This window comes from Streptomyces sp. NPDC058864 (assembly GCF_042742985.1).
Taxonomy (GTDB): Bacteria; Actinomycetota; Actinomycetes; order Streptomycetales; family Streptomycetaceae; genus Actinacidiphila.
On record NZ_JBHYMQ010000005.1, the window covers coordinates 42898 to 64583 of the forward strand.

The 21686-nt window shown below is 73.0% G+C and carries 21 protein-coding genes; 11 read left to right on the forward strand and 10 right to left on the reverse strand.

What is annotated here, in order from left to right; all coding sequences use genetic code 11:
• The first annotated feature begins 220 nt into the window (after positions 1–220).
• A complete protein-coding gene (locus tag ACFW3D_RS05865; protein ID WP_500501790.1) occupies positions 221–1093 on the forward strand; it encodes a S1 family peptidase in 873 nt (290 codons plus the stop codon).
• 7 nt (positions 1094–1100) lie between these two features.
• Here ACFW3D_RS05865 and ACFW3D_RS05870 read toward each other — a convergent pair whose 3' ends face one another.
• Entirely contained in the window at positions 1101–2924 is a 1824-nt protein-coding gene (locus ACFW3D_RS05870) for an AMP-dependent synthetase/ligase (RefSeq protein ID WP_500501792.1), read from the reverse strand.
• Positions 2925–3068: 144 nt separating this feature from the next.
• On the opposite strand from ACFW3D_RS05870, the gene ACFW3D_RS05875 reads away from it, so the two are divergent.
• The 4 genes from ACFW3D_RS05875 (at position 3069) to ACFW3D_RS05890 (ending at position 7977) form a co-directional block, all read left to right on the forward strand.
• On the forward strand, positions 3069–3311 hold the full coding sequence (locus tag ACFW3D_RS05875) for a hypothetical protein (RefSeq protein ID WP_500501794.1): 243 nt from the start codon (positions 3069–3071) through the stop codon (positions 3309–3311).
• 164 nt (positions 3312–3475) lie between these two features.
• On the forward strand, positions 3476–4951 hold the full coding sequence (locus ACFW3D_RS05880; protein ID WP_500501796.1) for an SDR family NAD(P)-dependent oxidoreductase: 1476 nt from the start codon (positions 3476–3478) through the stop codon (positions 4949–4951).
• 92 nt (positions 4952–5043) lie between these two features.
• Complete coding sequence (locus tag ACFW3D_RS05885; RefSeq protein WP_500501798.1) at positions 5044–7386, forward strand: FHA domain-containing protein; 2343 nt, start codon at positions 5044–5046, stop codon at positions 7384–7386.
• Positions 7387–7392: 6 nt separating this feature from the next.
• Positions 7393–7977 (forward strand): SH3 domain-containing protein, encoded by a 585-nt coding sequence (locus tag ACFW3D_RS05890; RefSeq protein ID WP_500501800.1) that lies wholly within the window; start codon positions 7393–7395, stop codon positions 7975–7977.
• A 32-nt stretch (positions 7978–8009) separates the two neighbouring features.
• On the opposite strand, the gene ACFW3D_RS05895 is transcribed toward ACFW3D_RS05890, so the two are convergent.
• Complete coding sequence (locus ACFW3D_RS05895; RefSeq protein ID WP_500501802.1) at positions 8010–9308, reverse strand: streptophobe family protein; 1299 nt, start codon at positions 9306–9308, stop codon at positions 8010–8012.
• Between the two features lie 89 nt (positions 9309–9397).
• Here ACFW3D_RS05895 and ACFW3D_RS05900 point away from each other — a divergent pair, with 89 nt between their 5' ends.
• The gene (locus tag ACFW3D_RS05900; RefSeq protein WP_500501804.1) at positions 9398–10267 is read left to right on the forward strand and encodes a DUF6777 domain-containing protein; all 870 of its coding nucleotides are present in this window, start codon (positions 9398–9400) and stop codon (positions 10265–10267) included.
• A gap of 165 nt (positions 10268–10432) precedes the next feature.
• Here ACFW3D_RS05900 and ACFW3D_RS05905 read toward each other — a convergent pair whose 3' ends face one another.
• Both ACFW3D_RS05905 and ACFW3D_RS05910 read right to left on the reverse strand, forming a co-directional pair.
• Positions 10433–10888 (reverse strand): Crp/Fnr family transcriptional regulator, encoded by a 456-nt coding sequence (locus ACFW3D_RS05905; protein ID WP_500501806.1) that lies wholly within the window; start codon positions 10886–10888, stop codon positions 10433–10435.
• A 48-nt stretch (positions 10889–10936) separates the two neighbouring features.
• On the reverse strand, positions 10937–12226 hold the full coding sequence (locus ACFW3D_RS05910; RefSeq protein ID WP_500501809.1) for an alpha/beta family hydrolase: 1290 nt from the start codon (positions 12224–12226) through the stop codon (positions 10937–10939).
• A gap of 87 nt (positions 12227–12313) precedes the next feature.
• Here ACFW3D_RS05910 and ACFW3D_RS05915 point away from each other — a divergent pair, with 87 nt between their 5' ends.
• Both ACFW3D_RS05915 and ACFW3D_RS05920 read left to right on the forward strand, forming a co-directional pair.
• The gene (locus ACFW3D_RS05915; RefSeq protein WP_500501810.1) at positions 12314–13051 is read left to right on the forward strand and encodes a DUF72 domain-containing protein; all 738 of its coding nucleotides are present in this window, start codon (positions 12314–12316) and stop codon (positions 13049–13051) included.
• Positions 13048–13332, forward strand: coding sequence for an acylphosphatase (locus ACFW3D_RS05920; RefSeq protein ID WP_500501811.1), 285 nt, complete (start codon positions 13048–13050; stop codon positions 13330–13332). The genes ACFW3D_RS05915 and ACFW3D_RS05920 overlap by 4 nt, the downstream gene beginning before the upstream one ends.
• On the opposite strand, the gene ACFW3D_RS05925 is transcribed toward ACFW3D_RS05920, so the two are convergent.
• From ACFW3D_RS05925 to polX, 5 genes are all read right to left on the reverse strand, one after another.
• Entirely contained in the window at positions 13292–14062 is a 771-nt protein-coding gene (locus tag ACFW3D_RS05925) for a Mut7-C RNAse domain-containing protein (RefSeq protein WP_500501813.1), read from the reverse strand. The genes ACFW3D_RS05920 and ACFW3D_RS05925 overlap by 41 nt on opposite strands.
• Positions 14055–15485 carry a lipase maturation factor family protein gene (locus ACFW3D_RS05930; protein WP_500501816.1) on the reverse strand — a complete coding sequence of 477 codons (1431 nt, stop codon included), beginning with the start codon at positions 15483–15485 and terminating at the stop codon, positions 14055–14057. The genes ACFW3D_RS05925 and ACFW3D_RS05930 overlap by 8 nt, the downstream gene beginning before the upstream one ends.
• 91 nt (positions 15486–15576) lie before the next feature.
• Positions 15577–16359, reverse strand: coding sequence for a VOC family protein (locus ACFW3D_RS05935; RefSeq protein ID WP_500501818.1), 783 nt, complete (start codon positions 16357–16359; stop codon positions 15577–15579).
• Positions 16360–16476: 117 nt separating this feature from the next.
• The gene (locus tag ACFW3D_RS05940) at positions 16477–16917 is read right to left on the reverse strand and encodes a hypothetical protein (protein WP_500501820.1); all 441 of its coding nucleotides are present in this window, start codon (positions 16915–16917) and stop codon (positions 16477–16479) included.
• Between the two features lie 22 nt (positions 16918–16939).
• Positions 16940–18673, reverse strand: a complete 1734-nt coding sequence (gene polX / locus ACFW3D_RS05945) for a DNA polymerase/3'-5' exonuclease PolX (protein ID WP_500501823.1) — start codon at positions 18671–18673, stop codon at positions 16940–16942.
• A gap of 129 nt (positions 18674–18802) precedes the next feature.
• Here polX and ACFW3D_RS05950 point away from each other — a divergent pair, with 129 nt between their 5' ends.
• The 3 genes from ACFW3D_RS05950 (at position 18803) to ACFW3D_RS05960 (ending at position 20378) form a co-directional block, all read left to right on the forward strand.
• On the forward strand, positions 18803–19018 hold the full coding sequence (locus ACFW3D_RS05950) for a dodecin (RefSeq protein WP_089223498.1): 216 nt from the start codon (positions 18803–18805) through the stop codon (positions 19016–19018).
• A 77-nt stretch (positions 19019–19095) separates the two neighbouring features.
• Positions 19096–19545 (forward strand): VOC family protein, encoded by a 450-nt coding sequence (locus tag ACFW3D_RS05955; RefSeq protein WP_500501825.1) that lies wholly within the window; start codon positions 19096–19098, stop codon positions 19543–19545.
• A gap of 131 nt (positions 19546–19676) precedes the next feature.
• Positions 19677–20378 carry a type 1 glutamine amidotransferase domain-containing protein gene (locus ACFW3D_RS05960; protein ID WP_500501827.1) on the forward strand — a complete coding sequence of 234 codons (702 nt, stop codon included), beginning with the start codon at positions 19677–19679 and terminating at the stop codon, positions 20376–20378.
• Positions 20379–20442: 64 nt separating this feature from the next.
• On the opposite strand, the gene ACFW3D_RS05965 is transcribed toward ACFW3D_RS05960, so the two are convergent.
• Entirely contained in the window at positions 20443–21363 is a 921-nt protein-coding gene (locus tag ACFW3D_RS05965) for a hypothetical protein (RefSeq protein ID WP_500501829.1), read from the reverse strand.
• Positions 21364–21686: the final 323 nt, after the last annotated feature.

Sequence of the window (21686 nt, forward strand, 5' to 3'; positions counted from 1 at the left end):
GTCGCCCCCCCCCCCCCGCCGGCCCGGGCCGGGGGTTGGGGGGGTCCCGCGCCCTCTCTCCCCTCCGGGCCCCCCCCCCGGCCGCCCCCCCCCCCGCCCCCCCCGGGCGGGCGCGATCCGGCGATCCGGCGATCCGGGGCCCTCTTGTGACCACCCTCTCGAGTCACAACAATGTCCATGCCAAAACCGAAAGAACTTCGGTCTCGAGAGGACCCCCCACATGAAACGACCTCTCAGAGGAGTCTTCGCGGCAGCCCTCGCGGCCCTCGCCGCGGTCGCGACCCTCGGCCTGTCCGCCACCCCCGCCTCGGCGACCGGCCGGGACGCAGTGGCGGCATCACCGGACGCCACGGCGGCGGTCGCCGTCGACTTCGCCGGGACGGTGTCGCTCAGCAACTGCTCCGGATCGCTCATCCGCTTCCCGGGCTCCGCGTCCACCGACCCCGCCCTGGTGCTCTCCAACGGGCACTGCCTGACCAGTGGCTTCCTGGACCCCGGCGAGGTGCTGGTCGACCAGGCGTCCACCCGGACCTTCGGCCTGCTCAACGCCTCGGGCCGCTCGGTCGCCACGCTGCGCGCCACCAAGCTCGCGTACGCGACCATGACCGACACCGACATCTCGGTGTACCAGCTGAACCGCACCTACGCGCAGATCCAGTCCTCCTACGGGATCTCCGCGCTGGAGGTAGCCGGCACGCACCCGGTGCAGGGCACGGCCATCAAGGTGGTCTCCGGCTACTGGAAGACCATCTACAGCTGCAGCATCGACGGCTTCGTCCACCTCCTCAAGGAGGGCGACTGGACCTGGAAGGACTCGGTCCGCTACACCTCCTCGTGCAACACCATCGGCGGCACCTCGGGTTCGCCCGTCATCGACACCGCGACCGGCAAGGTCGTCGCCATCAACAACACGGGCAACGAGGACGGCGGCCGCTGCACCCTCAACAACCCCTGCGAGGTGGACGCGAACGGCACCGTCACCGTCCGCCGGGGCATCAACTACGCCGAGCAGACCTACGGGATCGGCGCCTGCGTCACCACGGGCAACCGCTTCGACCTCACCCTGCCGGGATGCCTGCTCCCCAGGCCGTGACCGCGGTTCAGCGCCGGTACATCGCGTCGATCTCGGCGGCGTAGGCCTCCTCGACCGCCCGGCGCCTGAGCTTGCGCGAGGGGGTGACCAGCCCCCGCTCCTCGGTGAACGAGGCGGCCAGCACGCGGAACGAGCGGATCGACTCCGCCTTCGACACCCGTGTGTTGGCCGCCGACACCGCCCGCCGCACCTCGGACTCCAGGTCCGGGTCCCGCACCAGTTCCTGCAGCCCGGCCTCCTCCTTGCCGCGCAGCCGCAGCCACTGGGCCGTCGCCTCGGCGTCCAGGGTCACCAGGGCCGTCACGTACGGCCGGTCGTTGCCGATGACCAGGCAGTGCTCGACCAGCGGATGCTCGCGGACCCGCTCCTCGAGTACGGCCGGGGAGAGGTTCTTGCCGCTGGTGGTGACGATGATCTCCTTCTTGCGACCGGTGATCGTCAGATAGCCGTGCTCGTCGAGGGAGCCTAGGTCGCCGGTGTGCAGCCAGCCGTCGCGCAGGGCCTGTGCCGTGGCCTCGTGATCGCCGAGGTAGCCGGAGAAGACCGCCGGGCCGCGCAGCAGGATCTCGCCCTCCTCCGAGATCCTGACCGTCGTCCCCGGCACGGGGTGGCCGACCGTGCCGTAGCGCACCCGGCCGGGCGGGTTGGCGGTGGCCGCCGAGGTGGACTCGGTGAGTCCGTAGCCCTCGTACACCGTGACCCCCGCGCCCTCCAGGAACAGCCCTAGCCGCCGCCCCATGGTGGAGCCGCCGCTCACCGCGTTGCGGACCCGGCCGCCCAGCGCCTCACGGACCCTGGCGTACACCATCCGGTCGTAGAAGCGGTGCAGCACCCGCAGCGCCGCGCTCGGGCCCGGGCCGGTGCCCAGCGCGCGGCGCTCGCGGGCCTCGGCGAAGCGCACCGCCACGTCGACGGCCTTGTCGAACACCCCGAGGTGGCCCGCCTCCTCCGCCTTGTCCCGCGCGGAGTTGAAGACCTTCTCGAAGACGTACGGCACGGCGAGCACGAAGGTCGGCCGGAACAGCGCCAGGTCGGGCAGGAGTTCGGCGGCCGTCATCTCCGGCTGGTGGCCCAGCCGCGCCCCGGCCCGCACGGTCGCCACCTGGATCATGCGGCCGAAGACATGGGCCAGCGGCAGGAAGAGCAGCACGGACGGCTGCGCGGCCGTGCCGCTGTCGAAGACCGGCCGCCAGCCGGCGATGAGGTTGTCGGTCTGGCACATGAAGTTGCCGTGGGTCAGGACGCAGCCCCGCGGGCGCCCGGTGGTGCCCGAGGTGTAGATCACGGTGGCGACGGCGTCGGGGGTGACCGCGACCCGGTGCCGGTGGACGACGTCCTCGGAGATCCGCTCGCCGTCCGCCACCAGCTGCTTCACCGCCCCGGAGTCCAGCTGCCACACCCGGGTCATGGCGGGCAGCCGGTCGATCACCGAGCCCAGCGTCATGGCGTGGTCCTCGTGCTCCAGGACGCAGCCGACGGCCCCGGTGTCGTGCAGGATCCAGCGCAGCTGCTCGGCGGAGGAGGTCGGGTAGACCGGCACCGGCTGCGCCCCGACGGTCCACAGCGCGAAGTCGAACAACGTCCACTCGTAACGGGTGCGCGACATGATCCCCACCCGGTCCCCGAACCGCACCCCGTGCGCGAGCAGCCCCTTGGCCAGGGCCATCACCTCGTCGCGGAACTCGGCCGCGGTCACGTCACGCCAGCGTCCGTCCTCCTTGCGGCCCAGCCGCACCTCGTCGGGGGCCCGCGCAGCCGTCTCGAAGACCACGTCGGCCAGACCACCGGCGAGGGTGGCGGGGACCAGCGCGGGCAGACCGAATTCGCGCACGCGGGCACCTCGTGGGGGTCGGAGCAGGCGGAGAAGCGTAACGTAACGGATCTCTCACTCACTGTCGGCCCCCGGCCGGCCGGTGTCCCGCTTCTTCACCAAACCTCCCCCGGCGAGAGATCATGGATGCAGGAGGTGACCTCCATGACCACCAGGATCCGACTCCACGGCGGCCCCGGGGACGGTCTCACCCTCGGCGTCGCCCTGGGAGCCGGGGGGCAGCCCCCCGAGGGCATCCTGTACGACCCGCTGGCCATCAGCGTGCAGGACGCCGGGGTGCACCAGGCGTGGCCCGACAGCGCCGCGTACTACAAGCGCCTCGAGCACATGGCCGACGAGCCGTGGGACTACGAGTACGAGAGCGAGGCCACCGCTCCCCTGGAGTGACCGGCCGGCGTGCCGCGGACCGCACCCGGGACCCTCCCGGGCCGTCTCCCGCGGCGGCCGGACGTGGCACGGGCGAATGCCGCCGTTTTGGCCGGGCGCCCCGGCCTCCGTAGAGTTCCGCAGGACACCAGTGGGAACACACGATCCAGGGAACGACGGCGGGCATGACGGCGACCGAGAACGAGCAGAGCACGGCCACGGCCCGGGACGGCGTCCCCGGCATCGACCCGGTACGCCTGGAACTGTGCCTCAGCGTGCTGAGGGAACTCGACGAGCTTCCGCTGGACCACCCCGACGCGATCACCGTGCGCAGGGCCACGGCCGGCATCTACCGGAACGTGAAGCAGCGCCGCCGCCAGGAGCGGCGTTCCGCCAAGACGGCCCACGACAAGTCCGTCACCGAGGCCACGGCCACCGGCTCCGCGGAACGCATCGACGACGAGACGCAGGGCCTGCTGCCGTCCTCCTCGACGCTCGGCGAGATCGCCGGCATCCTGCAGCGGCCGCGCTCCTGCTACGTGTGCAAGAGCCGCTACGTCGAGGTCGACGCCTTCTACCACCAGCTGTGCCGGGAATGCGCGGCCCTCAACCGCGCCCGGCGCGACGCGCGCGCCGACCTGACCGGCCGGCGCGCCCTGCTCACCGGCGGCCGGGCCAAGATCGGCATGTACATCGCCCTGCGGCTGCTGCGTGACGGCGCCCACACCACCATCACCACGCGGTTCCCCGCGGACGCCATCCGCCGCTTCAAGGCGATGCCGGACAGCGACGAGTGGATCCACCGCCTCAAGATCGTCGGGGTGGACCTCCGCGACCCGGCCCAGGTGGTGGCGCTCGCCGACTCCGTGGCCGCCGAGGGTCCCCTGGACATCCTGGTCAACAACGCGGCGCAGACCGTACGCCGCTCCCCCGCCGCGTACGCGGAGCTGGTGGCCGCCGAGTCCGCGCCGCTCCCGGCCGGGGCCCTGCCGGCCTCGGAGGTCTTCGGCGCCTTCGGCAGCGGCGCCCAGCCCGCGCTGCCCGCCCCGCGCGCCGAGCTGTCCGCCCGGGCCCAGGAGGTCACGGACCTGGCGCTCGTGAGCGGTTCGGCCTCGCTCGCCCGGATCGAGGCCGGCACGGCGATCGACGCCGGTGGGCTGATCCCCGACCTGGACGCGGAGAACAGCTGGACCCGCGCCGTGGGCCAGGTCGACCCGGTCGAGATGCTCGAAGTGCAGCTGTGCAACGAGACCGCGCCGTTCATCCTGGTCAGCAGGCTGCGCCCGGCGATGGCCGCCGCCGCTGCCCGCCGCAAGTACGTGGTGAACGTCTCCGCGATGGAGGGCAAGTTCACCCGCGGCTACAAGGGCGCGGGCCATCCGCACACCAACATGGCCAAGGCCGCGCTCAACATGCTGACCCGCACCAGCGCCCGGGAGATGCTGGAGACCGACGGCATCCTGATGACCAGCGTCGACACCGGCTGGATCACCGACGAGCGCCCGCACCCGGACAAGGTCCGCATGGCCGAGGAGGGCTTCCACGCCCCGCTGGACCTGATCGACGGCGCTGCCCGGGTGTACGACCCGATCGTCCGCGGCGAGCAGGGCGAGGACCTGTTCGGGGTCTTCCTCAAGGACTACGCGCCGACCGACTGGTGAGGGCCCCGGCACCGTCCCCCAGGGCCATGTGACGGCCCGTTGCGGGACAGGTGGGACAGGCGGGGCGGCCGGTCCGCGGCTACGATCGAAGCGTGGCCGAGCGAGGTTCCGCGCCCACCGCGCCCAAGCTCGTGCTCGAGACCGACGGGGACACCCGGATCCTGGTCCCGGGTCGGGACTACCACGTCGGTCGCGACCCCGACGGCGACATCGTCCTCGACGACCCCCGGGTGTCGTGGCACCACGCGGTGATCCGCCCCGCGGGCGACAGCTGGATGCTGCACGACGTGGGCAGTACCAACGGCACCTTCGTCAACGGCCGGGAGGTCCGGCAGTGGGGCATCGGCCCGGGCAGCGTCATCCGCTTCGGCCACGCCGAGCAGGGGCCGTGCGCCCGGCTGAGCAGCGCCGAGGCACCCACCGGGGTCTACCGCGCGCCGCCCGTGTCCTCCCCCGCGGCGACCGGCACCTTCCGCCGCCCGACGTCGGTGCGGTCGCTGCCGCACCGCACGATCCACATCGGCCGCGCCTCCGACAACGACCTGGTCGTCTCGGACCTGCTGGTCTCCCGCCACCACGCCGAGCTGCGGTCGCTGCCGGACGGCGGCTACGAGATCGTCGACCTGCACAGCCACAACGGCACCTACCTGGACGGCCAGCGCGTCGACCGGGCGGTCGTGCACCAGGGCGACATCATCGACGTCGGCCACGCGGTGTTCCGGCTGGTCGGCGACAAGCTGCAGCAGTTCACCGACACCGGGGAGGTCTCGCTCAACGTGCGCGACCTGTCGGTGCGGGTGGGCGCGGGCGGCAAGGTGCTGCTGGACGACATCAGCTTCCCCGTCGGCGAGAAGTGCCTGCTCGCGGTGGTCGGGCCGAGCGGCTCCGGCAAGTCGACGCTGCTGAACGCGCTGACCGGGCTGCGCCCGGCGGACCAGGGCACGGTGCTCTACGACGGCCGCGACCTGTACCGGGAGTACGCGGACCTGCGCCAGCGCATCGGCCTCGTCCCGCAGGACGACATCCTGCACCAGCAGCTGCCCGTGGGCCGCGCCCTGTCCTACGCCGCCGAGCTCCGCTTCCCCGGCGACACCGCCAAGGAGGAGCGGCAGGCCAGGGTGGACGAGGTGATCGCCGAACTGGGCCTGGAGGCCCGGGTGCGGCAGCCGGTGCACACGCTCTCCGGTGGCCAGCGCAAGCGGGTGAGCGTCGCCCTGGAGCTGCTGACCAAGCCCTCGCTGCTCTTCCTGGACGAGCCGACCTCGGGCCTGGACCCGGGGATGGACCGTTCGGTGATGACGATGCTGCGCGAACTCGCCGACGACGGCCGCACGGTGATCGTGGTGACGCACAGCGTGCTGAGCCTGGAGGTCTGCGACCGCCTGCTGGTGATGGCCCCCGGCGGGCGCATGGCCTACTACGGGCCGCCGTCCAAGACCCTCCCCTTCTTCGGCTTCCGGCAGTGGCCGGAGGCCTTCGAGGCGTTCGAGCACGAGGAGAACCGCGACTGGGCGGGCCAGTACGAGGCCTCGCCGCTCTACGACGAGTACATCGCGGCGGCGCTGGAACCCGCGGGCCCCGAGGCGCCGGCGGAGCTCGAACCCCTCGCGCCGCCCAAGCCCCAGGGCTGGGGCGGCCAGTTGTGGACGCTGGTGCGCCGCTACACGGCGTCGCTGGCCGCCGACCGCACCTTCCTGGCGATCATGGTGGCGCTGCCCTTCGTGATGGGCGGGATGGCACGCGCCCTGGCCGGCGGTTCGCTGGGCCGCAACAACGCGCTCAACGTGCTGCTGATCCTGTGCGTCGGCTCGGTGCTCACCGGGGCCGCGAACGCGGTCCGCGAGCTGGTCAAGGAACGTGTGATCTACCGGCGGGAACGGGCCGTGGGCCTGTCCCGCTCGGCGTACCTGGCGTCCAAGGTCGTGGTGCTGGGGCTGATCACCGTCGCGCAGGCGGTGGTCCTGACGATGGTCGCGCTCGTCGGAGTGCGTCTGAGACCCCAGGGCGGCAGCGGGGTCCTGATGCCGCCGTTGCTGGAGATCACCCTGGCGGTGGCACTGCTGGCGTTCACCTCGATGATGCTCGGGCTGCTGATCTCGGCCCTGGTGCGCAAGGAGGAGGTGACCATGCCGCTGCTGGTGCTGCTCGCCATCGTGCAGGTCGTCTTCTGCGGTGCGCTGCTCCCCCTGCACGGGGTTCCGGGCCTGGAGCAGGTGGCCTGGCTCGTGCCGTCGCGCTGGGCACTGGGCGCGATGGCCGCGACGCTGGACCTGCATGCCATCACACCGGGCAACGTGACGTCGGACCCGCTGTTCCGGTCCGTCCCCTCGATGTGGCTCCTGGACATGGGCATGCTCGTGGTGCTGTCGGCGGTCTTCGGGCTCGTCGTCACCAGGCTGCTGCGGCGCCAGGAGCCGGCCGTCATGCGGAGGTAGGCCCTGATGTACGAGCCGGAGTTCGTCCCGACCCACGTCGCCCCGGCCGCGGGGCTCCCCACCTGGCGGGCGCCGGACGACTCCAGCCCCTCCGCCGGGCTGGACCCGCTGCTGCCGGTGCGGGTGACCGAGCACCGGGGCGACTGGGCGCGGATCGTGTGCTCCAACGGCTGGTCCGCGTGGGTGGACGGGCGTCTGCTGATCACGGTCCCGCAGGGACCCCCGGCTGTCGGCGGCTCCCCGGCCCGCACCGCGGACGCCCGGCCCCTGCTGGGCCGGCTGGTGGAGGCGCTCGACTCGTACCAGGCCATGGTGCAGGACCTCGCGGCCGGCCGGATCGACCTGGAGACCTTCGACCGAGGCACGAGCGGCATCCGGATCGGCGCCGTCGTCGACGGCGACGCGGTCTGGCTCTTCGACGCCGAGCACGACCGCTGGTGCTACTGCGACGGCACCCGCATGGCCACGTACGCCTCCTCCTCACCCCCCGCCATGCGCCCGGGCGAACCCGTTCCCCCGGCCGGGTCCCCGCCGGGCAGCGACTCCTCCCCGACCCAGACCCATCCCATCCCCTGGACGGGCGAACCCTGACGGGAACGTGGGACCCCGGACCGGGGGCGTCGTCAGCGGGCCGGGGCGTCCCGGCGGGCGGGGCGGGCGCGGGCCAGGAGGCCGGCGGCCATGCTGCCGAGGAGACCGGCGGCCACACCCCACAGGGCGGCGATGCCGATCGCGGGGAGCAGGTTCGGGAGCAGCACGATGGAACCGCCGAGGCCGCCGGTGTCGGAGGGGTCCCCGATGCCGAACAGCGACAGGCCGTAGTGCGCGTCGATCCTGGTGAGCACGCCGATCAGCAGCATCGCCACCGCCGACGCCACCGCCAGGTGGACGGCGTTGCGCACGTGCCCCGTGCCGGGCGGTGCGCGCCGGGCGGTGGCCCAGCCGGCGCCCAGCATGGCGACGGCGGCGGCGACCACCAGCCACCACGCCCTCCCGTCGTGCTCGGACAAGGCCCCGAGGTCGAGGGTGACGTCCCCGTCCCCGCTGCGCAGCACGGCCGCCAGCGCCTCCGGCATCGGCACGCCGAGCGCCCCCTGCACGGAACCGTGCCACGAGGCGCCCATGCCGAGGCCGAGGGCGAGCCAGGCGACGTTCGGCAGGCCGAGGAAGACGACGGCGAAGCTGTCGGCGGGCTCCGCGCGGGTGAAGGCCGTGACCACCGCGATCACGGCGCCGACGACCACGTAGGCGAGCAGGACGCCCACCATGGCCCGGGCGGCCGGCCGGACGACGGTGTGGGCGGGCACCAGCCGGGAGGGCAGCGGCGCCCTCCGCGACACGGCGAAGGCCAGGACGAGGACGACCGCCAGCCAGAGCAGCCCGGCGACGACCGTGACCGGTACGTCGGCGCGGAAACCGATGGTGGGGGTGACGCCGAACAGGTCGCCGAGGTCGTTGAGGAACTCCTCCCCCGTGGAGATGGTGAAGGTGTGGCGTGCGCCGAGGGCGATCAGCAGCGTGGCGAGGGCCCACAGCACGCCCGTCCGGACGAAGAGCCACGTCATCCGGCGTCCGGGGAACACCGCGTGCCGGCGCAGCGGCCGTACGACCACGTAAGCGGTGACGAGGGCCCCGGCGAGGGCGACGGACAGCGGGAAGACGGTCACCGCGGCGTCCGACCGGGCGATGGCGCCCGCGCCGCCCTCGAGGCCGACGCGTCCCCCGACGGCCATGACCACGGTGGCCGCGATGACGGGCAGGAACGCGCCCTGCGGCAGCTCGGAGGCCCCCGCGAGCCAGAGGCCCAGGGCCGCCACGACCACCATGACGACGTACCCGGCCACGACCGCCGCGAGCGCGTGCAGCCAGCCGTGGGCGAACCCCGGGGCGGGGGGCGGGGCGGAGGGCGGATGCCGGGTCACGGTGTCAGGCTAAGCAGCGCGGCGGCAGCCCGCCCGTCCGGAATGTCCCGGCTTGCGGCCGGGTCGGAGGGTGGACGGAGAATGCGGGAGTGACCTCACCCCCGCCCCAGGAGCCACCCGGAGCCCCCGGCCCCCGCCCCGGTCAGGACCCGCCCGCGCACGCGCGCCGCAGGTGGTGGACGTCGAGCGCCGGACTGTCGGCGATCGCGGCGCTGGGGGCCGCGGCGCTCGTCCTGGCGGTCTTCCTGGCCACGCGGGGCGGTGACGGAGGCACCGGCGCCCCGGAGGCGAGCCGGACGCCCCCCGGGCCGCAGATCGTGCTGCAGCCGGCCCAGGTGGCGGGGCTCGACGCCTTCACCGCGGGCACGGCCAGGGAGTTCCCGCCCGCGGACGCCCCGGCGCCCACGCTGGCCCCCAAACTCTCCGACACCTACGGGGCGCCCAGCGTCTCCGGCGGTACGCGCGCCCTGTACGGCGGCACCAAGGGCGCGTCCTCGTGCGACGTCGCCGAGCAGACCGAGTACCTGACCGCGGACCCCGCCAAGGCGGCCGCGTTCGCCCGGGTAGCGGTCATCGACGCCGACGGTATCGGGCGCTACCTGAAGTCGCTGACCCCGGCGCTGCTGCGCGCCGACACCCGGGTCACCGACCACGGCTTCGCGGACGGCTCCGCGACCTCCTTCGCGGCGGTGCTGGAGACCGGCACGGCGGTGCTCGTGGACGACCGCGGCGTACCCCGGGTGCGCTGCGCGGGCGGCAATCCGCTGTCGGCACCGAAGGCGGTGAAGGGCGCCGGCCACACCGGGCAGCCGTGGCCGGGCTTCCAGGCGTCGGAGGTGGTCGCGGTGCGACCCGCCCCACGGACGCACACGTCGTTCGTCCTGTACGACGCGGGTCGCGACGAGCTCTTCCGCCGGCCGGTGGGCACGCGGGGCGCCGACGACACCTGGGTCGGGTGAGCCGGGCCGCCGGAGTCGGGCGGGGGATCGGCCCAGGGACCTTGCGGAGCGCTACAGGCAGTTGCCCGCGGTGCTCGGCGGGGAGCCGTCGCGTCCCGGACACGTGGCCGAGTTCCGTCGGCCGGCCGGGGTCTCGGGGCGCATCCCTGAGGGCCCGCCGTGCCCTCAGGAGTGCTCCTGCAGGCGGGGGCCGTACATGTCGAGCATCCTGGCCCGGGCGGAGCCCAGCCGCTGGGCGATGGTCTGGGCGGCGGCCAGCACGATGGCCTGGCCCAGCACGGGGTTCTCCCGGCACAGGTCGCGGATCTCGGCCCCGCTGAACTCGTACGCGCCCACCGAGCCCAGGGCGTGGGCGCCGACCTGCCAGCGGTAGGGAGGGAACAGCCAGGACCAGCCGACGAGTTCGCCCGGGCCCAGGGTCTCGACGGAGACCGCACCGCGCCCGGGGACGTCCATGTCGATGGAGACGGCCCCCGACTCGACCACCCAGAACCGGTCGGCGAATCTGCCCTCGTCGCAGATGCGCCAGCTCTGCGGGAAGCTGACCTTCCTGGCGTGCTCGAGGAAGGCCCGGCGGTGGGCCGGCGGGAGTGAGTCCAGCATGGTCACCGTGCTGCTCATCGGCGCATCCTCCTGCTCCCTTCCACACCCCCTGACCTCAGGGTACGGTCACGGACCGGCCGTCGCAGGGAGGTGACCGGCCAACCAGTCGCGCGCCAGGTGCGCCACCTCGTCGAGTGCTCCGGGCTCCTCGAAGAGGTGGGTCGCGCCGGGCACCACGTGGAGCAGGCTGGGGCAGCCGAGCGCTTCCTGGGCACGCCGGTTGAGCTCCAGGACGGTGGTGTCCCGGCCGCCGACGATGAGCAGGGTGGGCGCCCTGACCTCGCCGAGCCGTGGCATGGCCAGGTCGGGACGGCCGCCCCGGGAGACCACCGAGGAGACGGACGGGGCGGCCCGCGGGTCGGCCGCGGCCCACAGCGCGGCGGCGGCGCCCGTGCTGGCCCCGAAGTAGGCGAGCGGCAGGTTCTCGCCGCGGGCCCACTCGGTGACGTCGACCAGGCGGGCGGCGAGCAGTTCGACGTCGAAGACGTTGGCCCGGTCCGCCTCCTCGGCGGTGGTGAGGAGGTCGAACAGGAGGGTGCCGAGGCCCGCCTGGCCGAGGGCGGCGGCGACGGCGCGGTTGCGCGGGCTGTGCCGGCTGCTGCCGGTGCCGTGGGCGAAGACCACCAGGGCCCTCGCGTCGGCGGGCATGGCCAGCGTCCCGGCGAGCCGCACCCGCGTCCCGCCCCCCACGGCGAGCTCCACCTCGGTGGTCCGCGGTCCCCGGGCGGCGGCCTGTTTGAGCAGGCCGGACACCTCGTCGTCGGCGGTCTGGGAGAAGTCGTGGTACCACTCCCCCACCGCGAAGAAGGCGCTCGGCGCCGACAGGCACACCACGTCGTCGGCGGCGTGCCGCAGTGCGGGCAGCGACTGGGGCGAGGCCACGGGCACGGCGAGCACGACCCGGGCGGCGCCCTGTGCGCGGGCCACCTCGCAGGCGGCGAGGGCGGTGGCGCCGGTGGCGACGCCGTCGTCGACGACGAGCACCGTGCGACCGGCCAGCGGGGTCCGCGGGCGCCCCTCGCGGAAGCGGTGCGCCTGCCGGGCCAGCTCGGCCTCCTCGCGGTGCTCGACGGTGTCGATGTCGGCGCGGGAGACGTGGCTCATGCGGACGATGTCGTCGCTCAGCACCTTGGCGCCGCCCTCGCCTATGGCGCCGAAGCCGAGTTCCCGGTGGTACGGGACGCCCAGCTTGCGGACGACGATCACGTCCAGGGGGGCGTGCAGGGCCTGTGCGACCTCGTAGGCGACGACCACGCCGCCACGCGGCAGGCCCAGCACGATGGGGTTGTCGAAGTCCAGATGCCGCAGCCGCTCGGCGAGCTGCCGTCCGGCATCCGCGCGGTCTGTGAAGTGCATGGTTCCACCCCCGCGAGCGGGGAGATGCGGGACTCCTTACGACCTACCCTGAATAGGGACCAGCAAGCAACCGGCAGGGACCGAGCGATGTCCGTGCTCGTGGGAACCTCGGGGTGGCAGTACCGGGACTGGCGCGGCGTGCTGTACCCGCCCCAGGTGCCGCAGCGGCTGTGGCTGGAGGAGTACGCGCGCCGGTTCGGCACGGTCGAGAGCAACAACGCCTTCTACCGGCTGCCCTCCCGGGAGACCTTCGCGGCCTGGCGCGAGCACACGCCCGAGGGGTTCGTCATGGCGGTCAAGGCCAGCCGCTACCTGACCCACATGAAGCGGCTGCGCGACCCGCAGGAGCCGGTGCGCCGGCTGCTGACGCACGCGGAGGGGCTCGGCGACCGGCTCGGTCCGGTGCTGCTGCAGCTGCCGCCGAACCTGAGGGCCGACGCCCGCGTCCTGGAAGCGTGCCTGCGCTGCTTCCCGGCGGACGTGCGGGTGGCCGTCGAGCCGCGGCACGCCTCCTGGTGGACCCCCGAGATCCGCGCGCTGCTGAGGCGCCGCGGGGCCGCACTGTGCTGGGCCGACCGGCGGGCACGTCCGGCGACGCCGTTGTGGCGCACCGCGGACTGGGGCTACGTACGCTTCCATGAGGGCATCGCCCGGCCGTGGCCCCGCTACGGGTCCCGGGCGCTGACCACCTGGGCACACCGCATCGCGGACACCTGGCCGGAGGGCTCCGACGTGTTTGTGTACTTCAACAACGACCCCGGCGGGGCGGCCGTCCTGGACGCCGAGGCCTTCCGCGACGCGGTCCGCCAGGTGCGGCCCTCGTGATCCGGCGGCGGGTCGTGGTGACGGGTGACGTCCAGGGGGTGTACTTCCGGGACACCTGCCGTACGACCGCGGGCGGGGCCGGCGTCGCCGGGTGGGTCCGCAACCGGCCGGACGGCACGGTCGAGGCGGTCTTCGAGGGCCCGCGCGAGGCGGTGGAGGAGATGGTGGCCTGGTCGCACGAGGGCTCGCCGCTGTCCATCGTGGACCGCGTGGAGGTCGTGGAGGAGGAGCCGGAGGGGCTCACCGGCTTCGAGATCCGTCCGACCCCGTGGCGCGACTGAGAGCCCGCTCGACGAGGGAGTCCAGCCGCCCACGGTGGGCGCCGCGCCAGTAGATCCGGGCGCAGTCCGCACAGCGTGCGAAGACCTCCTGGGTCCGGCGGGTGCCCGGCTCCAGGAGGTGGGCGATCTCGTCCTTGGCCACCGGAACGAGTACGCCGTTGCAGGCGGTGCAGCGGGTCCACGGCGCCAGGGGCGGGGCGAACCGGTCCAGGACGTCGGCCAGTTGCTCGTCGGCACGGTCGCCGCGCACATAGGCCCCGCGACGCAGCGCCCGGCGCGCGAGCAGGCCGCGGTCACGGGTCAGCAGCACCCGGCCTTCGGCGTTCGCCCGGGCCACCAGCGTCACGTCGTCGAGGTCGTTGCCGTACGCCGTGTCCAGGCCGAGGACGCGCATGCGCCGGGCGAGCTTGCCCAGGTGCACGTCGAGCAGGTACGCGGCCGCCGCCGGCTGGGGCCTGGCCACGGCGGCGACCTCGACCAGCTCACCGCCGTGCGGCCGGTACGCGGGTCCGACCGGACGCCCGTCCGCCGTCATCGCGCCGACCTCGGTCGGCGGCACGCCCACCGACTGCACGACGTGCCCGAGCGTGGACACCCCGTCGGCCGCCACCCGCACCTCCCGTCCGCGCAGCGGCGCGGCGAGGAACGTCACCAGCTCCGCCGCGAACCGCAACCGCAGCGCGGGCCACGGCCGGGGCCACGGCAGCGGCGCCCGGGCGTCGTCAGCCATGACGCCGCAGACCCTCGAGGTCGACCGGCGGAAGGTACTCGCGCACCAGGCTCCGCTCCCACCAGGCACCGGTGGCGCGCCGGGTGCGCCGGTCCGTGAAGCGGTAGTGGTAGAGGCGGGCGCGGACGTAGGTGGGCGGGGCGTCCGGGAAGGGGTTGCTGCGCAGCAGCCGGAGCGTGCGGGGGTCGTTCTCCAGGAGCTTGCCGACGAACGGGATGAACCAGCTCCACGCGTAGGCCGAGGAGATCCCGGCGAACCACATCATCCAGTCCAGGCGCAGGTGGTACGGGGCGAACTGGCGGGGCAGCCGGTGCCGGTCGGTGGGCTTCCCCTTGAAGCCGTACTCCTTCCACACGGTGCCGGGACCGGGTTCGGCGGCGTCGGTGCCCTCGACGACGACCTCCAGGCGCATCCGGTTGATGCTGCCGAAGGCACCGTAGGAGTTGACCAGGTGCAGCCGGTTGAAGGAGACGTTCATCATCTGGCCGCGGGAGAGCAGGTTGCGGGCCGGCCAGTAACTGAGGACGGCCACCAGGACGGTTGCGGCGATCACCAGGGCCGCGTACCAGTCGGGCGGTGGGACGGACGCCGCGGCCGGCGGCGCGGCGGCGTACGAGCCGTCGAGCGCGGCGACGGCGAGGACGATCGTCAGCCAGTTCAGCCAGGCGAAGTTGCCCGAGAGCACGAGCCACAGCTGGGTGACGATGACGACGCAGGCGGCGACGCTCGCCACCGGTTGCGGGGTGAACAGGGCGACGGGCACGACCAGCTGGGCGAAGTGGTTGGCGGCGGTCTCCGCCCGGTGCGCCCCGCGCGGCAGATGGTGGAAGAACCAGCTGAGCGGGCCGGGCATGGGCTGCGTCTCGTGGTGGTAGTACAGGCAGGTCAGGTCGCGCCAGCAGGCGTCGCCGCGCATCTTGATCAGCCCGGCGCCGAACTCGACGCGGAAGAGCAGCCAGCGCATCAGCCACAGGATCAGCACGGGCGGCCCGGTGTCGTCGTTGCCGAGGAACACCGCCAGGAAGCCGGCCTCCAGCAGCAGGGACTCCCAGCCGAACGCGTACCACGTCTGGCCGACGTTGACGATCGACAGGTAGAGCAGCCACAGCACCGCCCAGATCAGCATGGCGGCCCACAGCGGCACGAGGTCGGTGGCGCCCGCCACGACGGCGGCGGACAGCGCGACGCCGCCCCACGCGACGGCGGCGAAGAGGCGGTCGGAGTAGCGGAGGTGGAACAGGCTCGGCGCCTGGCGCAGCGACACGCGCCGCAGGAAGTCCGGGACGGGCAGCAGTCCGTGCTCGCCGATGAGGGCGCGGAACTGGTTGGCGGCGGTGAGGAAGGCGACCAGGTAGAGCACGCCGAGGCCGCGCTGGACGACGACGCGGCTCAGCCAGTAGTCGGGTGCCGTGAACCACTCCATGGCCGCTTCTCTAGTGCCCCGCCGGGGTGTCCGCGACCCGGCGGGACGGTGGCGGGGCGAGGTTCATCCGATGGGACGCGGCGGGCGCGCGCTACTGGTGGTCGGCGACGAGGGAGAGCAGTCCGCCCTCAGGGTCGCGGATGCCCGCGACCCTGCCGTAGGCGCTGTCAAGGGGTTCGCCCGTCACCTCGCCGCCGAGGTCCTTGGCGCGCCGGACGGCCTCGTCGACGTCGGCGACGGTGAAGAAGACGTGCCACCGCGGCCGGACCTTGGGGTCGGCCGCGGCCTCCACGCCGCCGCCGCGGATGCCCGCGACGCTGTGCCCGTCGACGTAGAGGACGACGCGGTCGTTCTCCCACTCCACGACGTAGCGGGGGCCGCGCCGGTCCCAGTGGAAGACCTCGCCGTAGAACAGGGCCGCGGCGAAGGCGTCGCGGGTGCGCAGCTCGATCCAGGACGGGGCGCCGTGCATCCGCAGCTTGCGGGCGGGGCCGTGCTCGCCCTCCCAGATGCCGAAGGAGGCGCCCATGGAGTCGGCGACCAGGGCGAGCCGCCCGGCGTCGAAGTCGAGCGGGCCGACGGCCACCGTGCCGCCGCGGTCACGGATGTCGGAGGCGGCGGCGTCGGCGCTCTCCACCCCGAAGTACGTGGTCCAGGAGACCGAGGTCTCCCAGTCCCGGGCGATGGCCCCGATGCCGGCGACCTCCGTGCCGTTCACGAGTGCGCGTTCGTACGGGCCCCACCGTGAGGGCCCGGGTTCGAACTCCCAGCCGAGCAGTGGTCCGTAGAACGCCTTCGCCACGTCCAGGTCGCGTGCCATCAGGCTGACCCAGCACGGGGCGCCCGCCACACAGCAGATCTTCGTGGTGGACACGTACCGGCCTCCTTGTCCTGCCCCGTTCCCAGAATGGCGGCAGCGGGACCGGGGGGCATCTCCGGCGGTCCGTCGTACGTACCGGTCGCCGGGCGCCACGTGCTCCGGCGCGGCGGGTCAGTGGCCGAACAGGTGCATGCCCCGGCGGCGGGACGCGGTCGTGGGGGTCTTCTGCGTGGTGACCGCCTCGTCGTCGGTCCTGGCGGTGCTGGCGGCGGGGGCGGTGCCGGCGGCGGCCTCGGGCGCCTGCTCGGCGGCACGGGCCCGGCGGCGCAACCGGCGCAGCTCCGCGCGGCGGCTGCGCTCACGTCCGGCGCCGGCCAGGGCGATGACCGAGGCCAGGCAGAACACCAGGGCGAGCGCGAGACCGGCGAGGAACGCGCCGAGGGTGTTGACGGTGGCGATGTCCGAGCCGAACAGCGTCACGGTGTAGTCGGGTCCTCCCCCGAGGTTCTCCGCGATCAGGAGTCCGGTGAAGGCGGCGGTTGCGCCCATGAGCACGAGTCCCAGCAGCAGCATCGTGTCCTCCTCGATGTCGGGCGTGATACGGGCCCTCACGCTGCGCCTACCCCGGGTACGGTCACGGATGCGTACGGCGTGCCTCGCGCAGGAAGCGCCGCAGCCGGGTGAGCGGCCAGGCGTTCACGACGTCGTCCTCGGTGAGCCAGCCGCGCTGGGCGGTGCCGACGCCGTAGCGCATGTAGTCCAGGTGGACGGTGGAGTGCGCGTCGCTGTCGACGGCGAACTTCACGCCGTGCCGGCGGGCCCGCAGGATCAGTTCGTCGCCGAGGTCGAGCCGGTCGGGCTGGGCGTTGACCTCCAGCGCGGTGCCGGTGCGGGCGCAGGCGGCGAAGACCTCGTCGAGGTCGGCGTCGATGCCCGGGCGTCTGCCCAGCAGGCGGGTGGTGGGATGTCCGATGATGTTGACGTACGGGTTCTCGGCGGCGCGCACCAGGCGCCGGGTGAGGGCGTCCCGGTCCTGGTTGAAGTGGGAGTGGATCGAGGCGACGCACAGGTCGAAGCCGGCCAGGAACTCGTCCGGCCAGTCCACGCCCCCGTCGGGGTCGATGTTGAGTTCGGTGCCGTGCAGGACGCGCATGCCCTTGTGGGTGCGGTCCAGGCGGCGGACCTGCTCCCGCTGGGCGAGGATCTTCGCATCGGTCATGCGCTGCATGTACAGGTTGGGCGCGTGGTCGGTGACCGCGTAGTAGGCGTAGCCGCGCGCCGCCGCCGCGGCCACCATCTCCTCCAGGCCGGCGAGGCCGTCGGTGAGGTCGGTGTGGGTGTGCAGGTCGCCGCGGACGGCACGCGGCGCGAGCGGCTCGGGGAGCTCCCCGGCCAGCCCCGCCTGGATCTCGCCCCGGTCCTCGCGCAGGGTGGGCGGTATCCAGGGCAGGCCGAGCCGGGCGTACACCTCCTCCTCGGTCCGGGAGACGACCCGCTCGCCGGTCGCGGTGTCGAAGAGCCCGTACTCGGAGAGCTTGAGGCCGTGGTGGACGGCCATCTGCCGGGTGCGGATGTTGTGGGCCTTGGAGCCGGTGAAGTACTGCAGCGCCGCGCCCCAGGAGTCGGGGGGCACCACCCGCAGGTCGACCTGGAGCCCCTTGGTGGTGCGGATCGAGGTCTTCTTCCCGCCCCGCACGATGACCTCGGCGGTGGTCGGCATCCGGGTGAACGCGTCCATGAAGCGCCCGGACCGGTCGGCGGCGACGAGGACGTCGACGTCGCCGACGGTCTCCCGCATGCGGCGCAGCGAGCCGGCGTACGTGCAGCGGTCGCAGCTGGGGAGCGCGGAGAGCTCGGCGACGACCTCCTCGGCGACCTCCGTGGCGACGTTGAGCGGGACCCGGCCGCCCGAGGACTGCAGCAGGCCGATGCCGTGCAGGATGTTCTCCTCGGTGCGGGCGCCGAAGCCGGGCAGGTCGCGCAGGCGTTCGGCGCGGATGGCGTCCGCGAGCTCCTGCACCGAGGCGATGTGCAGTTCCTCGTAGAGCATCATGGCCCGTTTGGGGCCGAGCATCGGGATCGCGGTCATCTCCCGCACGCCCGCGGGGATGCGGGCGCGCAGTTCCTCCACGGCGGGGACGCTGCCGGTGCGCAGGTACTCGGTGACCTTCTCGGCCACGGACCTCCCCACGTTGGGGATCTTCCGCAGCTCCTTGTCGTCGAGCCGGGACACGTCCTCGTGGTGGCCGCCGATGGCGCGGGCGGCCTTCTCGTAGGCGCGCGCCTTGTAGGCGTCGCCGCCGGTGATCCGGACGAGGTCGGCGTACTCGCGGAGCAGGGCTTCGACCTCGTCGTTGGCCCTGGCCATGTGGGGCCCCTTCCCGTGGCACGCCGTGGGCTAACCGCCCCGGGCCGTCCTTCCCCTCGCGGCCCGAGGGGCGATGAGGCACCGTGGAGGGGCGGCGGAACCGCCCGTCCCACCGATCAGGGAGGCCCCATGACCGACCACACGTACCGGGTGACCGAGATCGTCGGCTCGTCCAGCGAGGGCCTGGACGCCGCCATCCGCAACGGGCTCAGCCGGGCCTCGGAGACCCTGCGCAACCTCGACTGGTTCGAGGTGACGCAGATCCGCGGTCACCTGGCGGACGGGCAGGTCGGGCACTACCAGGTCGGGCTGAAGGTCGGCTTCAGGATCGAGGAGAACGGCTGAGCGACTGTCGTACCCGTCGGGCAGCATGGGGCCCACCGGTGCCGGCACCGGGCGGGCCACTTCGACGGAGGCACACCATGGTCGCGTTCCAGCTCACGATCGACTGCGCGGACCCTGAGGCGCAGGCGCGCTTCTGGGCGGACGCGCTGCGCTACCGGCCGGAGGACGCGCCGGGCGGTTTCGCCACCTGGCGGGAGTACTGGCTCTCCGTCGGTGTGCCCGAGGAGGAGCTCGGCGACGGGGAGTGCTGCGACTCCATCGTGGACCCGGAGGGTGACGGGCCCCGGATCTGGTTCCAGCAGGTGCCCGAGGGCAAGGTGGTCAAGAACCGGCTCCATCTCGACGTCAAGGTGGGCGGCGACCGGGCCGAGGTGCCCCTGGAGACGCGCAGGGAGCGGGTCGAGGCCGAGGCCGGCCGGCTGGTCGCGGCGGGGGCGTCCCGGCTGCGCGTGCTCGCCGAACCGGGCGTCGACCACTACGGCGTGGTGATGCGGGACCCGGAGGGCAACGAGTTCTGCGTCGCGTAGCCGGTGACCGGCCGCCGGATCACGTTGCCTGCCCCAAACGGCGCATTTAGGCTCGGAACGACGGGGTGACACGGCGGTGCGGACCGCCGCCACGACCAGCACCGGATCCCGCCGGGAAGAGGGGCAGTGGCATGCCTGCGACCAAGAAGATCCTGGTCATCGTGACGAACGTCGACGAGTACGAGAAGGTCGGCATGCGGACCGGGTTGTGGCTCGGGGAGCTGACGCACTTCTGGGACGTGGTCGAGCAGGACGGCTACACCATGGACATCGCCAGCCCCGCGGGCGGCAAGGTCCCCCTCGACCCGGAGAGCCTCTCCCACGAGGTGCTGGGCGAACTCGGCACGGGGCGGCACTACGCCGACCGGGAGTACATGGACCTGCTCGAGGACACGTTGCCGGTCGCCGAGGTGAACCTCGAGGACTACGACGCCATTTACCTCACCGGCGGCCACGGCGTGATGTTCGACTTCCCGCAGAGCCGGGAACTGGAGGACCTGATGGCCCGGTTCTACGAGTCGGGCCGGATCGTGTCCACGGTCTGCCACGGGGCGACGGGACTGCTCAACGTGACGTTGAGCGGCGGCGACCCGCTGGTCCGTGGCAGGCGGGTGACCGGGTTCTCGTGGCCCGAGGAGGAACTCGCCCACCGGGCCGAGGCGGTGCCGTACAGCCTCCAGGACGAGTTGAGGAAGCTCGGCGCCGACTACTCCACGGCAAGGCGGCCGTTCGACACCTACGTCGTGGAGGACGGACGGCTGATCACCGGCCAGAACCCGGGCAGCGCCCGCGCGGTGGCGGAGGCGGTCGTCCGGCAACTGGAGGGGGCCTGAGCTCGGCTCCCAAGCCGCCTCCGTCAACTCGCACCGTCCGATCGCCTGACAACCTGACGAAGCGCTACTCGGGGAGGAGTTGCCGCCAACTGGGGTCCAAGGCGATCTCCTGGAGTTGGAAGATGCTCAGCGCGGGGTTTTCGCGGGTGGCGGGTATGCCATACGCGCGTGCGTTGTCGGAGGAGACCACTACGCGTAGACCGTCTTCGCGAAGGGTGTCGACGGTCCGCTCGATGGCGCCTTTGCCGCCCAGAGCGGGAGGCTTCTCGCTCGTGGTGATCCGAGTGCCGTCGGACAGCGTGCGGGCGCCGTGAAAAAGTTGGCGGATCCTCGGATCGCCGGGTTTCCACGACTGCACGTTCATCGCCACCAGGCTGGGCCCATGACCGTCGTTGAGGACGACGTGACCGAAGCCGTCGCTTCCTTGCGGATCAGAGACACTCATTCTCTTCGGCACGAGCCGCTGCAGCGTATCGGTGATCTGCTGTGCGCTGATCTTCCGCCCGACGGAAGGTGGCGCGGAAGGGGCGGGCAGAGCGGACAGGTAACGCTTCCAGGTGCCGGATGCGGCAATGGCCGCCAGGCGCTTCGTACTCAGCGGCGGCACGGATCGCGTGGGGGCGGTGTCCTTTTCGGTACGGGCGTTGGTTTCGCTGACGAAGACTTGTCGACCGTCCGGAGCGGTGTACAAGGCGGTCCAACGTTTGACTGCGGATGGTGTGGTGTCAGTGACGGGCGAGATGTCCACGCTCAGCTGCGCTCCGCCGCTCTGGGTGGTGTGGGTGCACTCGCTGTAGGGATGGTAGGCGGAATCCGGGCACAGGGGGACTGGTGTCCGGGTGTTGAGGGTGACCTGGACCAGCGTTACTCCGCGCCCGTCATCGAACAGGACCTGCGCGCGCGTTGACCCGCCCGCGGACACGGGCCGGTGGTTCGCCGGTTGCGCGACCTCGGAGACGCTTCCTCGGGGCAGCAGCGCGGTCAAGGCTCGCACCATGTCGTGCTGCGATCGCACTGCCGGCGCAGCAGGCTGTGCCGACCCGCTTGACGAGGTGCACCCGGTCAGGACGGACAGTCCCGCCGCGGCCGCGGCGACGACGATCGTCCAGCGCCGGGAGCCCCGTGATCGCCCGCCACCGAGGAAAGGGGTGGGCGATCCGGCGCCGCCGGACTGGGCCCGAACCACGGGACCGGAGGCCGCCGCGCGACCCGTCCATTCGACAAGCATGTGTATATCCATCATTCAGGTGACGGCCGGCCACGCCCTGGGATAAGGATTTCCGGGGCTCAGCGCTGTGGGACCGCTCG

Bases quoted from the DNA above. Each gene is read 5' to 3' on its own strand.
- ACFW3D_RS05865 (WP_500501790.1), top strand. From the start codon at position 221: ATGAAACGACCTCTCAGAGGAGTCTTCGCGGCAGCCCTCGCGGCCCTC.
- ACFW3D_RS05875 (WP_500501794.1), top strand. From the start codon at position 3,069: ATGACCACCAGGATCCGACTCCACGGCGGCCCCGGGGACGGTCTCACC.
- ACFW3D_RS05880 (WP_500501796.1), top strand. From the start codon at position 3,476: ATGACGGCGACCGAGAACGAGCAGAGCACGGCCACGGCCCGGGACGGC.
- ACFW3D_RS05890 (WP_500501800.1), top strand. From the start codon at position 7,393: ATGTACGAGCCGGAGTTCGTCCCGACCCACGTCGCCCCGGCCGCGGGG.
- ACFW3D_RS05905 (WP_500501806.1), bottom strand. From the start codon at position 10,888: ATGAGCAGCACGGTGACCATGCTGGACTCACTCCCGCCGGCCCACCGC.
- ACFW3D_RS05910 (WP_500501809.1), bottom strand. From the start codon at position 12,226: ATGCACTTCACAGACCGCGCGGATGCCGGACGGCAGCTCGCCGAGCGG.
- ACFW3D_RS05915 (WP_500501810.1), top strand. From the start codon at position 12,314: ATGTCCGTGCTCGTGGGAACCTCGGGGTGGCAGTACCGGGACTGGCGC.
- ACFW3D_RS05925 (WP_500501813.1), bottom strand. From the start codon at position 14,062: ATGGCTGACGACGCCCGGGCGCCGCTGCCGTGGCCCCGGCCGTGGCCC.
- ACFW3D_RS05930 (WP_500501816.1), bottom strand. From the start codon at position 15,485: ATGGAGTGGTTCACGGCACCCGACTACTGGCTGAGCCGCGTCGTCGTC.
- polX (WP_500501823.1), bottom strand. From the start codon at position 18,673: ATGGCCAGGGCCAACGACGAGGTCGAAGCCCTGCTCCGCGAGTACGCC.
- ACFW3D_RS05950 (WP_089223498.1), top strand. From the start codon at position 18,803: ATGACCGACCACACGTACCGGGTGACCGAGATCGTCGGCTCGTCCAGC.
- ACFW3D_RS05955 (WP_500501825.1), top strand. From the start codon at position 19,096: ATGGTCGCGTTCCAGCTCACGATCGACTGCGCGGACCCTGAGGCGCAG.
- ACFW3D_RS05960 (WP_500501827.1), top strand. From the start codon at position 19,677: ATGCCTGCGACCAAGAAGATCCTGGTCATCGTGACGAACGTCGACGAG.